The 14,189-nt window shown below is 71.6% G+C and carries 13 protein-coding genes; 2 read left to right on the plus strand and 11 right to left on the minus strand.

The features are described 5' to 3' along the window. Positions 1–62: 62 nt before the first annotated feature. The 3 genes from TCUR_RS24365 to TCUR_RS24375 all read right to left on the minus strand — a co-directional run bounded on the left by TCUR_RS24365 (position 63) and on the right by TCUR_RS24375 (position 4,139). Positions 63–1,346, minus strand: coding sequence for an MFS transporter (locus tag TCUR_RS24365; protein ID WP_012855268.1), 1,284 nt, complete (start codon positions 1,344–1,346; stop codon positions 63–65). A 392-nt stretch (positions 1,347–1,738) separates the two neighbouring features. Further along, complete coding sequence (locus TCUR_RS24370) at positions 1,739–3,412, minus strand: ABC transporter substrate-binding protein (protein ID WP_012855269.1); 1,674 nt, start codon at positions 3,410–3,412, stop codon at positions 1,739–1,741. A 124-nt stretch (positions 3,413–3,536) separates the two neighbouring features. Next, the gene (locus tag TCUR_RS24375) at positions 3,537–4,139 is read right to left on the minus strand and encodes a GNAT family N-acetyltransferase (RefSeq protein ID WP_245536940.1); all 603 of its coding nucleotides are present in this window, start codon (positions 4,137–4,139) and stop codon (positions 3,537–3,539) included. 392 nt (positions 4,140–4,531) lie between these two features. Here TCUR_RS24375 and TCUR_RS24380 point away from each other — a divergent pair, with 392 nt between their 5' ends. Beyond that, positions 4,532–5,764, plus strand: a complete 1,233-nt coding sequence (locus TCUR_RS24380) for an aminotransferase-like domain-containing protein (RefSeq protein WP_083790034.1) — start codon at positions 4,532–4,534, stop codon at positions 5,762–5,764. 43 nt (positions 5,765–5,807) lie between these two features. Then, positions 5,808–6,767, plus strand: coding sequence for a D-alanine--D-alanine ligase family protein (locus TCUR_RS24385; protein ID WP_012855272.1), 960 nt, complete (start codon positions 5,808–5,810; stop codon positions 6,765–6,767). Positions 6,768–7,363: 596 nt separating this feature from the next. On the opposite strand, the gene TCUR_RS24390 is transcribed toward TCUR_RS24385, so the two are convergent. From TCUR_RS24390 to rpmH, 8 genes are all read right to left on the minus strand, one after another. Then, positions 7,364–8,302, minus strand: a complete 939-nt coding sequence (locus TCUR_RS24390) for a ParB/RepB/Spo0J family partition protein (RefSeq protein ID WP_012855273.1) — start codon at positions 8,300–8,302, stop codon at positions 7,364–7,366. A 43-nt stretch (positions 8,303–8,345) separates the two neighbouring features. Next, on the minus strand, positions 8,346–9,257 hold the full coding sequence (locus tag TCUR_RS24395) for a ParA family protein (RefSeq protein WP_012855274.1): 912 nt from the start codon (positions 9,255–9,257) through the stop codon (positions 8,346–8,348). A gap of 590 nt (positions 9,258–9,847) precedes the next feature. Continuing rightward, entirely contained in the window at positions 9,848–10,519 is a 672-nt protein-coding gene (gene rsmG, locus TCUR_RS24405; protein ID WP_052305616.1) for a 16S rRNA (guanine(527)-N(7))-methyltransferase RsmG, read from the minus strand. Between the two features lie 547 nt (positions 10,520–11,066). Beyond that, positions 11,067–11,552, minus strand: a complete 486-nt coding sequence (locus tag TCUR_RS24410) for a Jag family protein (RefSeq protein WP_012855277.1) — start codon at positions 11,550–11,552, stop codon at positions 11,067–11,069. Positions 11,553–11,584: 32 nt separating this feature from the next. Further along, positions 11,585–12,640, minus strand: a complete 1,056-nt coding sequence (gene yidC, locus TCUR_RS24415) for a membrane protein insertase YidC (RefSeq protein WP_012855278.1) — start codon at positions 12,638–12,640, stop codon at positions 11,585–11,587. Then, positions 12,633–12,986 carry a membrane protein insertion efficiency factor YidD gene (yidD, locus tag TCUR_RS24420; protein WP_052305736.1) on the minus strand — a complete coding sequence of 118 codons (354 nt, stop codon included), beginning with the start codon at positions 12,984–12,986 and terminating at the stop codon, positions 12,633–12,635. Before yidD ends, yidC begins: the two co-directional genes overlap by 8 nt. 16 nt (positions 12,987–13,002) lie before the next feature. After that, positions 13,003–13,371 (minus strand): ribonuclease P protein component, encoded by a 369-nt coding sequence (rnpA, locus tag TCUR_RS24425; protein ID WP_012855280.1) that lies wholly within the window; start codon positions 13,369–13,371, stop codon positions 13,003–13,005. 17 nt (positions 13,372–13,388) lie between these two features. Continuing rightward, positions 13,389–13,526 carry a 50S ribosomal protein L34 gene (gene rpmH, locus TCUR_RS24430; RefSeq protein WP_012855281.1) on the minus strand — a complete coding sequence of 46 codons (138 nt, stop codon included), beginning with the start codon at positions 13,524–13,526 and terminating at the stop codon, positions 13,389–13,391. Positions 13,527–14,189: the final 663 nt, after the last annotated feature.

The raw sequence follows: 14,189 nt of genomic DNA on the forward strand, positions 1-14,189 counted from the left end.
CTCCTGCGTTCTGCGGGCCGGACGGAGCGGCGCCGCTGAGCGAGGCCGCCTCGGACGCGCCGCTAAACCCGAGCCGGCCTGCGGATGCGAGCACAGGAGACCCCGTAGGCCAGGGCACCCGCCGCGTAGGCGACGACGATGACCGCCAGCATGGCCGGGGAACGGCCGTCCGGGGGCACGGCGACGGCCGCCAGGGCGGCCGCGGCCACGAAGGCGGCGTTGAAGAGCATGTCGTAGACGGCGAACACCCGCCCCCGGTAGGCGTCGGCCACGGTCTCCTGCAGGATCACATCGACGCTGAGCTTGACGCCCTGGGAGACGACGCCGAACCAGAAGGCCAGCACCGTCCACGGCAGGTTCGCAAACGGCGCGCCCAGCAGCGCCGTCGCCGCGGCGGCCGACGCCAGCAGGGCGATGATCCAGGTGTTCTTGCCGATGCGGCGCACCACCGGCGGGGTGATCACGGCGGCCAGGAAGAAGCCCAGCCCGGAGACCGCCAGCACCACGGCGGCCCGGTCCAGGCCCTCGTCGGCGTCGGCGCTGAACAGGTACCGGTACAGCAGCAGCGTCATGACCAGCATGACCCCGTACCAGAACCGGTGGAAGGCGATCGCGGCCAGCGCCAGCGCCGCCGGCCGGTCCCGCCGCAGCCGCCGGGCGCCGTCGGCCAGCCCGCGCAGCACGTTGCCCAGCGCCCGGCGGGTCTGCGGCGGCGCCTGCTCCGGCTCGGGGCCGAGCCGGTCGCGGCCCAGCGCGGTGGCCGTCAGTCCCGCCAGCAGGTAGCCGCCGGACGCGCACAGCAGGATCACCGCGGTGCCGCCCTGCCCGCCGCCGAACGCCTGCCGCAGCAGATAGCCCAGCCCGGCCCCGGCGAAAGAGATGACCGTCCCGGAGGTGACCGCGAAGGCGTTGGCGGTGACCAGCAGCCTGCGCCGGGTCACATGCGGCAGCGCCGCCGACAGCGCCGACAGGAAGAACCGGTTGACCCCCATCACCACCAGCACGGCCAGGAAGAAGACCGCCCCGTCGTGCCCGGCCGCCAGCATCGCCGCCGTCGCGGCGGCCATCCCGGCCCGCAGCACCGGCGCCCACAGCAGGATCTGCCGCCGCGCCCAGCGGTCGATGAACACCCCGGCGAACGGGCCGAGCACCGAGTACGGCAGCAGCACCACCGCGAACGCCGCCGCCACCTTGCCCGCCGTGGCCTGCCGTTCCGGTGAGAACAACAGGTAACCGGCCAGCGCCACCTGGAACAACCCATCGGTGCTCTGGGAGACCAGCCGGGTCGCATACAGCCACCGGAAGTCCCGCTCCCGCAGCACCGCCCGAAGTTGCGCCAGCCTCACCCGCCCAGCCTAGGCCGTCCCGCCGAAGCAGCCGAGCCGGCCCCGCCGGGCGTGATCGCGCCCGCCGAGAGACACGCCTCACCGAGGCATCCCGGCGGCAAGCCCTGGTCGTACCGCCGAAGCGACCGGGCTGGGCCTACCAGACGCGATCACGTTCACCGAGAGACACGCCTCATCGAAGCATCCCGGCGGCAAGCCCTGGTCATGCCGCCGAAGCGACCGAGCTGGACCTACCAGACGCGATCACGTCCACCGAGAGACACGCCCACCCAAAGCACCCCGGCCTCATCGCCGAAGCGACCGCGCGGCAACGCCCGCACCTGGCCGAATATCGGCGGGCCGCTCCTCGTCCCGCCACCGCTGAGGAGCCTTCGCCGGCGGGCGCCCGGTGGTCACTCCTCGGTGAGCCAGATGCGGCTGTAGTCGTAGGTCCTGGCCTGCGGCAGGAACCGGGTGCCGCGCACCCGGGCGGAGTGCTGGATGGGGAAGGCCCGGTCGGCCAGCGGCACGATCGAGGCGTCCTGCATGACCAGGCGGTCGAGCTGGTTCCACAGACCGGTGGCGCGGGCGGTGTCGGGGGTTCGCAGGGCCTCCTGGAGGAGCTGCCGGATCTGGGGGTCGCCGTGCCCGTCGAGCAGCGGCGCCAGGGCCGAGCGGCCGTTGAGGCCGAACCACTCGGGGTCGGGGGAGACCAGTTTCAGCTCCGCCCCGCTCTTACGGATCGTGACTTCGATGTCACAGTCCGACAGGCTCTTTCGGACGGCCCGGACGACCTTCTCCGGCTCGTCCCCGGGGTCGAGCGTCAGCCGCAGCCCGCCGCGGTGGCCGGCCTCGGCGAGCAGCTCGCGGCACTTGCCGGGGTCTCCGGCGTCGTCGGGCGTGGGGTAGGCGTTGTGTTCGAAGTACCCGGCGTTGCCCGGGGCGATCAGGGTGTGCTGCGGGCGCGCCGCCTCGTGCCCGCCCAGAGCCTCGATCACGGCCGTCCGGTTCACCGTGTACTGCAGGGCCCGCCGCACCCGGTGGTCCGCCACGCCGGCCGCCACCAGGTACGGGCCGCGGCCGGGGAGCTGGCGGAGCGCAAAGCCCGCCGTGCCGCTCAGCTCCTCGATGTCGGCGGCCGGGACCGGCCGGTCCCACGACAGGTCGGCCTCGCCCCGCTCGATGCGGCGCCGCACCTCCTGCGCGGAGCCCACGCCGAGGGTGATCTGGATGCGGTCGGCGAACCGTTCCCGCATCGGGTCGGTCTCGGCCCGCCAGGCGGGGTTGTGCTCCAGGACGTAGGAGCGGCCCGGCTCATAAGAGGCGATCCGGTAGGGGCCGTTGGAGACGATGTTCTGCCGGAACTCGCGGCTGTCGGGCACGTACCGGTCGTACTCCTTGGGCGCCGCCACCGCCGGAGCCAGGGTGAGGATGTTGAGGAAGTCGGCGGCCGGGTGGGTCAGCTCGAACACCAGCGTGGTCTCGTCGGCGGCCCGCAGTCCCGAGATCGAGTGCCCGTTCTGGTAGGCGGCCATCGCCTCGGCGTCGTCGGCGTCGACCTTGGCGTAGCCGTCGCAGAACGCCTTCATCCCCTTGATCGTGGCGATGTAGTGCGCGCGGTGGGGCGACGGCGCCGCCGGGTTGCACATCCGCTTGAAACCGCGCACGAAATCCCCGGCCACGACCGGCCGGGGCGGGCTGGTGTCCCAGTGGACGTTCCCGCGCAGCCGGACGGTGTACTTCCTGCCGCCCTTGCCGATCCCGCCGTTCTCCTTGGAGGGGACCGCCTCGGCCATGTCGGCCTGGACCGGCAGGCTCTCTTCGAAGTTGTTGGACGCCCTGGTGGTGAAAAGCGTCCGCGCCAGGACGCGGTTCAGCGCGTAAGCGGGAGGCTCGCTCGCGGCGGCGGGGTCGAGGCGCTCGACGTCGGCGTCACCGACGATGCGGAGCACGCCGCCCGGCTTTCCCGGCCCGTACCCCTCGTCCATCGCGGCGCCGCACCCGGTCAGCGCACCGGCCAGCACGAGCGCCGCCGCGCAGCCTCCGGCCGCCCGCATCCGTGACCCCGTCCAAGAGCCGTCCGCCATGCGCCCTCCCGCGCCAGGTACACCACCGAGCGGCCCGGACCTCCGTCCGGTGCCGCACGCCCATTTTCCCGACGCTCAAAGGGAGCACTTACCGGACCCCACCGCAGCGGGGCGAACCGCGCTTTCAGATGGGACGCAGGACGCCCTCGGGGGTCATGGAGCCCAGGAGGCGTTCCAGCGCCACTTCCACGTCCTCGCGCCACGACAGGGCCGACTTGAGCTCCAGCCGCAGGCGGGGGAAGCGGTGGTGGGGGCGGACGGTCTTGAAGCCGACCGCCAGCAGGTAGTCGGCGGGCACCATGCAGCCGCCCTCCTCGCCCTTCAGGTCGCCGAACGCCTCGATGGCCCGCACGCCGCGGCGGACCAGGTCCTTGGCGACGCCCTGCACCAGCATCCGGCCCAGGCCGCCGCCGGAGAACTCCGGCAGCACGTGCGCGGTCATCAGCAGCACGGCGTCCGCGCTGACCGGGCTGGTGGGGAAGGCCAGGGAACGCGGCACATACAGCGGCGGGGCGTACAGCACGAAACCGGCGGGCGTGCCGTCCACATAGACGATCTTCCCGCAGCTGCCCCACTCCAGCAGGGTGGAGGAGACCCACGCCTCCTTCTCCAGGGCGGGGTCGCCGCTCTCGGCGGCGCGTTCGGCGGCGACCGGGTCGAGTTCCCAGAAAACGCACCCGCGGCACCTGCGCGGAAGGTCGCCGAGATTGTCCAGTGTGACGTTCACGAGCCGACGCGACACCAGATCGGCACCCCCTGGTGCTGTTGCTCCGCGCCCGCCTGCGGGCGGCCTGAACCGGTCCTGGCGGGCGGGCTGAAATCGCAAGACCCCCGACCGCGAAGACCCGGCCGGATGCCGCTGCAGACAACCCGCCGGGCTCTTCAGGCATCGTATCGGACGAGGACTTCGGGAAACCGGCACCGGCTCGTCCGGGCATGGCACACCGGGCGGCCCGTCGCCGCGGGGCCCTGGGCGGCCCGTCGCCGCGGGGCCCTTCTTCATCGCACACCCGAACGTGACGTAGTTTTGCTACTCGGCCCCTGGCATCGGAGGTAACAGTGCACCAGCACACGCGGACAGACCCGTACACCGACCGCTATGCCGCCCGCGCCGCCGGGATGGTGCCCTCGGAGATCCGGGCGCTGTTCGCCGTGGCCTCCCGCCCCGAGGTCGTCTCGCTGGCCGGCGGGATGCCCAACATCACCGCGCTCCCCCTCGATGTGGTCGGCGACATGCTCGGCGAGCTGACCCGGCGGCGCGGCACTGAGGCGCTGCAGTACGCCTCCGCCCAGGGCGACCCGGAACTGCGGGCCCGCATCTGCGAGGTGATGGCGCTGGAGGGCGTGCACGGCTCGCCCGACGACGTGATCGTCACCGTCGGCTCCCAGCAGGCCCTGGACATGATCACCCGGATCTTCATCGACCCCGGGGACGTGGTGCTGGCCGAGGCGCCCTCGTATGTGGGGGCGCTCGGCACGTTCGCCATGTACCAGGCCGACGTGGTGCACGTCCCGCTGGACGAGGACGGGCTGATCCCCGCCGCGCTGCGGGAGACGCTGGAGCGGCTGCGCAAAGAAGGACGGCGGGTGAAGTTCCTCTACACCGTCCCCAACTTCCAAAACCCCGCCGGGGTGACCCTCAGCGAGACCCGCCGCGCCGAGATCCTGGCCATCTGCGCCGCGCACCAGGTGCTCGTCGTCGAGGACAACCCCTATGGGCTGCTGGGCTTCGACCGCGAGCCGATGCGGGCGCTGCGCGCCGACGACCCCGACAACGTGATCTACCTCGGCTCGTTCTCCAAGACGTTCGCGCCGGGTTTCCGGGTCGGCTGGGCGCTGGCCCCGCACGCGATCCGCGCCAAGCTGGTGCTGGCGGCCGAGTCGGCGATCTTGTGCCACTCCAGCTTCACCCAGTTCGCCGTCCGCGAGTATCTGGCCACCCAGCCCTGGCAGCAGCAGATCAAGTCGTTCCGGGTGATGTACGCCGAGCGCCGGGACGCCATGCTGGAGTCGCTGGAGGCGCTGATGCCCGACGGGTGCACCTGGACCCGTCCGGGCGGCGGCTTCTTCGTCTGGCTGACCCTCCCCGAGGGGCTGGACTCCAAGGCGATGGCGCCGCGGGCGATCGCCGAGCGGGTGGCCTACGTCCCCGGCACCGGCTTTTACGCCGACGGGCAGGGGCGGCGGCACATGCGGCTGTCGTACTGCTACCCCGAGCCCGACCGCATCCGCGAGGGCGTGCGCCGCCTGGCCGGCGTGATCGAACGGGAGCTGCAGATGCGGGACACTTTCGGTACGGCCCGGGCGCGCGAGCGCGGCGGCGTGGACACCCCGGGCCCCGAGACGTGCTGAACCGGTGAGACCGAACCGCTGAGAGAGGCAGGAGGATGCGGCGTTGGCCGATCTGAACGTCCCCGAACTCGGCCACGTCATCGTCCTGGCGGGCGGGCTGTCGTATGAGCGGGAGGTGTCGCTGCGCTCGGGCCGCCGGGTCGCCGACGCGCTGCGCGCCCTCGACGTGGACGCCCAGGTCCACGACGCCGACGCCACCTTGCTGCAGACGCTGCAGCAGGCTCCCCCGGACGCCGTCTTCCCCGTGCTGCACGGCAGCATGGGCGAGGACGGCGCCATCCGGGACGTGCTGGAGCTGGTCGGCGTCCCTTACGTCGGCGCCCGCCCGGACGCCTGCCGGGTCGCCTGGGACAAGCCCACCGCCAAGTCGGTGGTGCGCGCCGCCGGGCTGGCCACCCCGCCCTCGGTGACGCTGCCCAAGGAGGTCTTCCACGACCTCGGCGCCGCCGCCGTGCTGGAGTGCGTGGTGCGCCGGCTGGGCCTGCCGCTGTTCGTCAAGCCCGCCCGCGGCGGCTCCGCGCTCGGCGCCTCGGTCGTCCGGGAGGCCGGCGACCTGCCCGCCGCGATGGTCGGCTGCTTCGCCTACGGGGACGCCGCCCTCATCGAACGCCACATCGAGGGCACCGAGGTCGCGGTGAGCGTCATCGAGCGCGACGGCGAGCCGGTCGCGCTGCCCGCCGTGGAGATCGTCCCGGCCGGGGAGCTGTACGACTACACCGCCCGCTACGACGCCGGCGACACCGAGTTCGTCACCCCCGCCCGGCTGCCTGAGGAGGTCGCCCGCCGGGCCGCCGAGGCCGCCGTCACCGCCCACCGCGCCCTGGGCCTGCGCGACCTGTCCCGCACCGACCTCATCGTGGACGAGGCCGGGCAGGTCCACTTCCTGGAGGTCAACGTGGCCCCCGGAATGACCGAGACCAGCCTCTTCCCCCGCGCCGTGGCCGCTGCCGGCCTCAACCTCGGCCGCATCCTGCACGACCTGATCGTCGCCCGCCTCCGCTGAGGCCGCGGATGTTTCCCGTGAAACATCGGCCGTGGCGCCGCCGCTCCTGTTTCCCGTGAAACATCCGGCGGTGCCGCTCTGCCGTTTCCCGTGAAACATCGGCAGACCCGGCGGCCGTGGAAGTGCGGCGACCCCTTTCGTCACGGCGGGACGGGCGGGGAGCGTCCCCGCCCTCGCCGCGTCCCACCGGGCCGTCGGCTCCTGACAGGGGAGAGCGCCGAACGGATCGGCCGCTCTGCCGACTGCCCAGATTCCGGTTCGCCGCCCTGCTCTCATGCGTCGCCCGAGCGGCGAAAGCCCGCACGAGGTCCTCGTCGGCCATGCGGCAGAGGAACCACCGGGCCCGGCGCGAACCGCCCCTCTGGGCAGCCATCGCGGGACGCGCCGTCACTTGCAGGCACGAAGAACCGGCCCCTGAGCCATCCCAGGCACCGCCGCACGCCTCACGACCGGCGGCACCTCGGCGGGCCGTTCCGGATGCGGGTCTTGGCGCCGTCCTCCCCGAGGGAGCAGAGGTTCATCAAGCGACGCCGACGAGGAAACGGCCCATACGACAACGCCCCGGAATCCCTCCGGGGCGTTGGACGGGCTTTGCCTCACAGGCCGGAGCCGCGGATGCCGGGCTCGTCGGGCGCCATCGCCTTGATGATGCGGTCGAGGTCCTCCAGGGAGGCGAACTCGACGACGATCTTGCCCTTGGTGCGGCCCATGTCCACCCGGACCTTGGTCTCGTAGCGGTCCGACAGCCGGTCGGCCAGCTCGCGCAGCTCGGGGGCGATGGTGCGCTTGCGGCCCTGGCGGGGCTTTTTGGGCGTCTCCCCCTCCAGGTCCCGCATGGCGATGATCTCCTCGACCGCGCGCACCGACAGGCCCTCGGCGACGATGCGGTGGGCCAGGGCCTCCTGGGCCTCCGGGCTGTCGAGGGAGAGCAGGGCGCGGGCGTGGCCGGCGGTGAGCACGCCCGCCGCGACCCGCCGCTGGACGGCGGGCGGCAGGTTCAGCAGCCGCAGCGTGTTGGTGATGTGCGGGCGGGACCGGCCGATGCGGGCGGCGAGCTGCTCGTGGGTGGCGCCGAAGTCCTCCAGCAGCTGCTGGTAGGCCGCGGCCTCCTCCAGCGGGTTGAGCTGCTGGCGGTGCAGGTTCTCCATGAGCGCGTCACGGAGCATGTCGTTGTCGGCGGTGTCCCGGACGATCGCAGGGATGGTCTCCAGCCCGGCCCGCTGCGAGGCGCGCCAGCGGCGCTCCCCCATGACGAGCTCGTAGCTGTCCGGGCCGGTCCGGCGCACCACGATCGGCTGGAGCAGCCCGACGATCCGGATCGACTCCGCCAGCTCCTCCAGCGCCTCCTCATCGAAGTGGCTGCGGGGCTGGCGGGGATTGGGCGTGATGGAGTTCACCGGAAGCTCGGCGAAGTGGGCGCCGGCCACCGGCTCCATCTCCGGAGCCGCCGTCCCCTCTTTGGACGCCCCGGGAGGCGGGCCCGTGGGGATCAGGGCGCCCAGTCCTCTGCCCAGCCCGCGCCGCTGCTGTGTCACCTCGTCACCTCACCTGGCATGGCCCACGCAGTTCCGCCCATCGTCACTCGGTCTTCTCCGCGCCGCGGCAGGCCATCTCGAAGGCGGCATCGCCGTAGGCGAGCGCGCCGCTGGAACCCGGATCGTAGGTCATGACCGACTGGCCGTAGCTGGGCGCCTCGGAGACCCGGACGCTGCGCGGGATCACCGTCTTCAGCACCACGTCGCCGAAGTGCCCGCGCACCTCCTCGGCCACCTGGGCGGCCAGCCGGGTGCGCGCGTCGTACATGGTCAGCAGGATCGTGGACACCTCGAGCTTGGGGTTGAGGTGCGACTTGACCAGCTCGACCGTGCGCAGCAGCTGGCCCAGCCCTTCCAGGGCGTAGTACTCGCACTGGATGGGGATCAGCAGCTCCTCCGCGCCGACCAGGGCGTTGACCGTCAGCAGGCCGAGCGAGGGCGGGCAGTCGATCAGCACGTAGTCGAACCGGCCGATGTCGTAGCCCTCCAGCGCCCGCCGCAGCCGGGACTCCCGGGCGACCTTGGAGACCAGTTCGATCTCGGCGCCGGCCAGGTTCAAGGTGGCCGGCGCGCAGTACAGGTTGGGGACCTCCGGGGCCGCCACCACGATGTCCTTCATCGGACGGTCCTCGATCAGCACCTCATAGATCGAGGGGATGTCGGCATGGTGGTCCACGCCCAGCGCGGTGGAGGCGTTGCCCTGCGGGTCGAGGTCGACGACCAGCACCTGCAGGTCGTGCATGGCCAGGGAGGCGGCCAGATTGACCGACGTGGTGGTCTTGCCGACCCCGCCCTTTTGGTTGGCGATGGTGATGACCCGGCACCGCGGCGGCTTGGGCCACTGCTTTGCGCTTCGTCCCTTCGTCGCCTCCAGGGAGATGCGCGGGGCCTGAGCGGCCGGCGGCCGCGATGTCGTTTCACGTGAAACAGCGGCGTTCTGAAGCGCTTCGCGCACGAGTTCCGACTCCCCCTGAGCAGTTGCCCGGCCTGCCGTCCCTTCCCGCCGCGGCACCCCGCCGCCGCTGGTCGGAACGTATCCGGTCTCCGCGGTTCCGGATGTGGTGTTCCCCCATGAGGCGTGACCGGAGGGCGCCCGTCCCACCGGTCTGTTCTCCCGCCCGGGGGAGGGCTCTGGTGCAGACCCCCCGGTGGCGGGCGTTCCCATGGAGCTGAACGAGAAGGTCCCGCCGACGGACGGCCCGGAGGGGGTGCTCGTGGAGGACGTCGCAAGGCGCGGCACCCCGGCGGAAGAGGCTCCCGCACCGGAAGGCCCGGTGGCCGCCTGCATGTTCTCCGGTGGTGCCCCGATGCGGGACGGCCCACCGTAAGGACCGCTCTGTGCGACCTCCGGTGGGCGCGGAACGGACGGCCCTCCGCCCGGCGGGCCGGAGAAAGAGGGGGTGACGGGGGCGGATGCCGGGACGGACGGGCCGGACATGGCCGCGGCGGCGTGCCGTGGGTCGCCGTCCGCCGGCCGGCCCGACTCGATGGGATCGTGCTGCGAGGGGTTGCCGGCCTCGGGCCGGCCCAGTCCTGGTCCCGTTGTCATGAAGACCTCTTCCTCGACCTTTTCGCGCGGCGCGGAATCCGTTCGGCGACCACGCGAACAATCGTCGTCGGGGGATCGACCTTACCTTGCCCCAGCCGGTGCAGCTCGGCCGTCCGGACACCGAAGCGTTTGAGCACCGGCTCGGCATCGGCCAGCTCCTGGGCCGCCCGCTCTCCCTTGAGCGCCAGCAGCTCCCCGCCGGGCCGCAGCAGCGGCAGCGCCCACCCCACCAGCCGGTCCAGCGGGGCCACGGCACGCGCGGTGACCACATCGACCTGGTAGTCCCCCGCCACTTCTTCCGCGCGGGCCCGGTGCACCTCGACGTTCTCCAGCTCCAGCAGCTCGACGGCCTCGGTCAGGAACTTGGTCCGCCGCAGCAGCGGCTCCAGCAGCGTGACCGACAGGTCCGGCCGCGCGATCGCCAGCACCAATCCGGGCAGTCCCGCCCCGGAGCCCAGATCGATGACGGTGGCGCCCTGCGGCACCATCTCCGCCACCACCGCGCAGTTGATCAGGTGCCGTTCCCACAGCCGGTCCACCTCGCGCGGGCCGATGAGACCGCGTATCACGCCCGCATCGGCCAGAAACTCCGCATAGCGCTCCGCCAAGGGAAGGGCATCGCCGAACACCTGCCGTGCAACGTCTGGTACCGACCTCGGAGTCCCCACCGTACGAATCGTTCCATACACAGTGATGACCGCGCACGCAGCCCACCGCCCCCCACGGCTCGCCGAGGTCTTTCCAGCGGGAACGACGGCCCGTCCGCCCCGCAGGTCACCATGCCGCCGACGCCGACTCCGAACAGTGACGCCTTTCTTACATTCGGTGTCGTCAGGGGATATGGCCGCAGGAGAGGAAACGAAGAGGCACGGGTGAGCCCTAGTAATACGCAAAGCCGACGCTGCAGGCACCGCACAGGGGGACGCCCGCCCAGAGCGGCTGAGCCGATGGGAAACGACACGCGTCATGGGCACGTGCTCCACTTCGCCGAGGAAGCACCGGTGGAGCTTCCTTAACACGCGCCCCTGCATTCACGCAGCGAGGCAGTTCACAGGCACCGGACGCCAGAGCGGCGTTTCGCCCTCAAAGGGGCCGGCCGGTACGTACCGTCCCGCCGGGATCGATCGCGGACAAAAAACGATCGCCGGGCCTTGCGGCCCGGCGATCGCACGCCGATGTGGTCCCAGCGCCCGGTCGTTCCCGTCGAGCAGGCCGTCAGGCGGGGTAGACCACCACGTAACGCTGCGGCTCCTCGCCCTCGGACTCGCTGTGCAGCCCGGCGGCGGCCACCGCATCGTGGACGATCTTGCGTTCGAACGGGGTCATCGGGGCCAGCGGCTTGGGCTTGCCGGTCCGCTTGACCTCGGCGGCCACGTCCTGGCCCAGCTTGGTCAGCTCGGCGCGGCGGCGCTCCCGGTAACCGCCGATGTCGAGCATCAGCTTGCTGCGGTTGCCGGTCTTGCGGTGCACGGCCAGCCGGGTGAGCTCCTGCAGCGCCTCCAGCACCTCCCCGCGCTTGCCGACCAGCTCCTCCAGGGAGGCGCCGACCACGGCGACCAGGGCGCGGTCGCCCTCCACGTCCATGTCGATATCGCCGTCGAAGTCACCGATGTCGAGCAGGCCCTCGATGTAGTCGGCGGCGATCTCGCCCTCCTGCTCAAGCGCCTGGACGTCGACCTCGGCGGCGTCGGTCTGGCTCACGGGTTCTCCTTCGTCGACGGGACACACCGAATCTAGCGCTTGGAGGACCCGCTGCGCTTGCTCCGCGGCTTGCGGGTCGGCTGATCGCGGACGATCTGCGGCTGCGCCTCGGCCGCCGGGGCGGGCTCCTTCTTCACCTCACCGGCCTTGGTGAGGTTGACCTTGCCCGCCTTGGCCCCGCCGGAGGCGGCGCGCTTGCTGCGCGGCTTGCGGGTCGGCTGGTTGCGGATGATCTGCACCTGCGGCTCGGCGGCGGTCTTGCCGGCCTTGCCGCCCTTGTCCGCCTTGCCCTTGGCCGGTGCGGCGCCGGCCTTGGCGTCGGCGCCGTTCGCGCCGACCGGCGGGTACTTGGAGTAGATGTAGTGCTGCTGGGCCAGCGTCCAGGTGTTGGAGGTCATCCAGTACAGCAGCACGCCCAGCGGGAAGCCCAGCCCGAACAGCCCGAGCAGCGGGGCCAGGAAGACCATCATCTTCTGCGCGGCCACCATGGGGTTGTCCGGATCCATGACCGGCTGGCGCTTCATGCTGGCGCGCATGGTGAAGAACGTGGTGGTCGAGCTGATCAGCACCGCGACGGCGGTGACGGCGACCGCGTCCCAGGCCCCATCGCCCCAGGCGTTGAGGAAGGTGTCGGGGATGACGGCGCCGAAGATGTCGGCGTGCTGGGCGCTGTGGATCAGCTCGGGCGAGATCCCGTACTTGGACTCGCCCTCCTTGGCCTTGGAGATGCCGTTCAGCACCTGGAACAGGCCGATGAAAACCGGCATCTGCACCAGCAGCGGCAGGCAGCCGGCCAGCGGGTTGGCGCCGTTCTCCTGGTAGACCCGCATGACCTCCTGGTTGAGGCGCTGCTTGTCGTGCTTGTACTTCTTGCGCAGCGCCTGGATCTGCGGGCTGAGCTCCTGCATCTTGCGCGAAGCGTGGATCTGCTTCACAAAGAGCGGGAACATCAGCAGCCGCAGGAAGACGGTCAGCAGGATGATGGAGCCGGCCCACGCCAAGCCGCTGTCGGGATCGACGATCGTGCCCAGTCCCTTATGGATCAAGACGATGAACCAAGCGACGATCTCGTACAGCCAATCAAACACCAGGCAGCTCCTTGGGCTCTGCTGTGGGAGGGCCGCTCGGCTCGCGGCCTGCAGTCTCGTGACGGGCCGTCCCGCCCTTGGGGGGTGGCACGGGGTCGTATCCGCCACGGTGGAAGGGGTGGCACCGGCCGATCCGGCGCACCGTCAGCCAACCGCCCCGCAGCGCCCCATGCATGCGCAGCGCTTCCAGGGAATAAGCGCTGCAGGTGGGGTAAAAGCGGCACTGCTGGCCCAGCAGCGGGCTGAGGAAGCGACGGTAACCGCGGACGAGGAGGATCAGCAGGCGGGCGGCGAGCGAGATGCGCGCCGTCCCGCCGGGGGGCGTGTCCCCGGTGTTGATGGTCATGTCCGCCAGCGACCCCCTAGGCCCGTCGCCGTAGCAGCCGGTCAAGCGCCGACTCCAGATCCGCGGCCAACTCCTTGTGGCCGGCGGTCGCGGCGGCCGGGTTGGCGCGTACCACAAGCAGGCTACCCGGAGGAAGACGGTCCAGATGCTGGGCGACCAGGTGCCGTAGCCGACGGCGGACCTTGTTGCGGACGACGGCGTTGCCCACGGTGCGCCCGACGACGAACCCGGCCCTGGGGGCGCGCTCGGCGGCCGGAAGGCCTTCCGGGAGGTCATCGCGGCGCAACAGGTGGACGACGATATGAGTGCGTCCGGCGCGGCGCCCGCGCCGGACGGTCAGTGTGAACTCGTCCCGCCGCCGCATCCGATGACCGGAGGGCAGCATGGGTGGTGAGGGTGCGGTCAGACCGAGATGCGGGCGCGGCCCTTGCGCCGCCGGGCCGCCAGGATCGCGCGACCGGCCCTGGTGCGCATGCGCAGCCGGAAGCCGTGCTTCTTGTGGCGGCGACGGTTGTTCGGCTGGTAGGTACGCTTGCTCACTCGAGACTCCAGTGCGGTGCTGCGGTCGTGGATCCCTGCAGGCCGTAAGGTGCCTGAGGTCGGTTCGGCTGTGCGGTCGCATCGCGGGCCGCGTCCGGTCCCCCGCAGCGGGGGCCCGCCGTGCTCGCCCAGATGCTCGCCTCGCCGACTCTACTCGGCCGGACGAGCGCCGACAGCTTCAGGGAGCGTTGCGCGGGCACGCGGGAACGCCGTCGAAGCGACTCGACCGTAAAACGTTACGAGGTCCGCGCCCGTCCGGTCAAACCGAGCGGCGGGCGACGTGAGCTTGCCAACATCCGTCCCCGCCCGGCCGCCCCGAAAGGTTGCAGACCGTGGCCGCCGCTGCCGTGACAAGGGCCCGCCGGGCCGCCGCCTCTACGCTGTGTGAACGGCCCCGCCCCGGATGGGGGATAGGTCGCCCATATGTGGATAACAGGTCCGTCGTCGGTGTTGCAGCCACCCGCCGGCACGGACTACCGTCGTCACCCCACGAGGTCCCACGGTCCGATTCCCCGCGGGCCTTATGGAGGACGGCCCCGGATCGCGCCTCGGCCAGGAACATCCCCGGACATGCAACCCACGGCGGAGTTTTACACATCCGCCCCTACGGTTGTGCACAGGTTGTGGACAACTCTGTGGATGACGCGTGAGAGAGTAAGTCCA

The sequence above is a fragment of the Thermomonospora curvata DSM 43183 genome (assembly GCF_000024385.1).
Taxonomy (GTDB): domain Bacteria; phylum Actinomycetota; class Actinomycetes; order Streptosporangiales; family Streptosporangiaceae; genus Thermomonospora; species Thermomonospora curvata.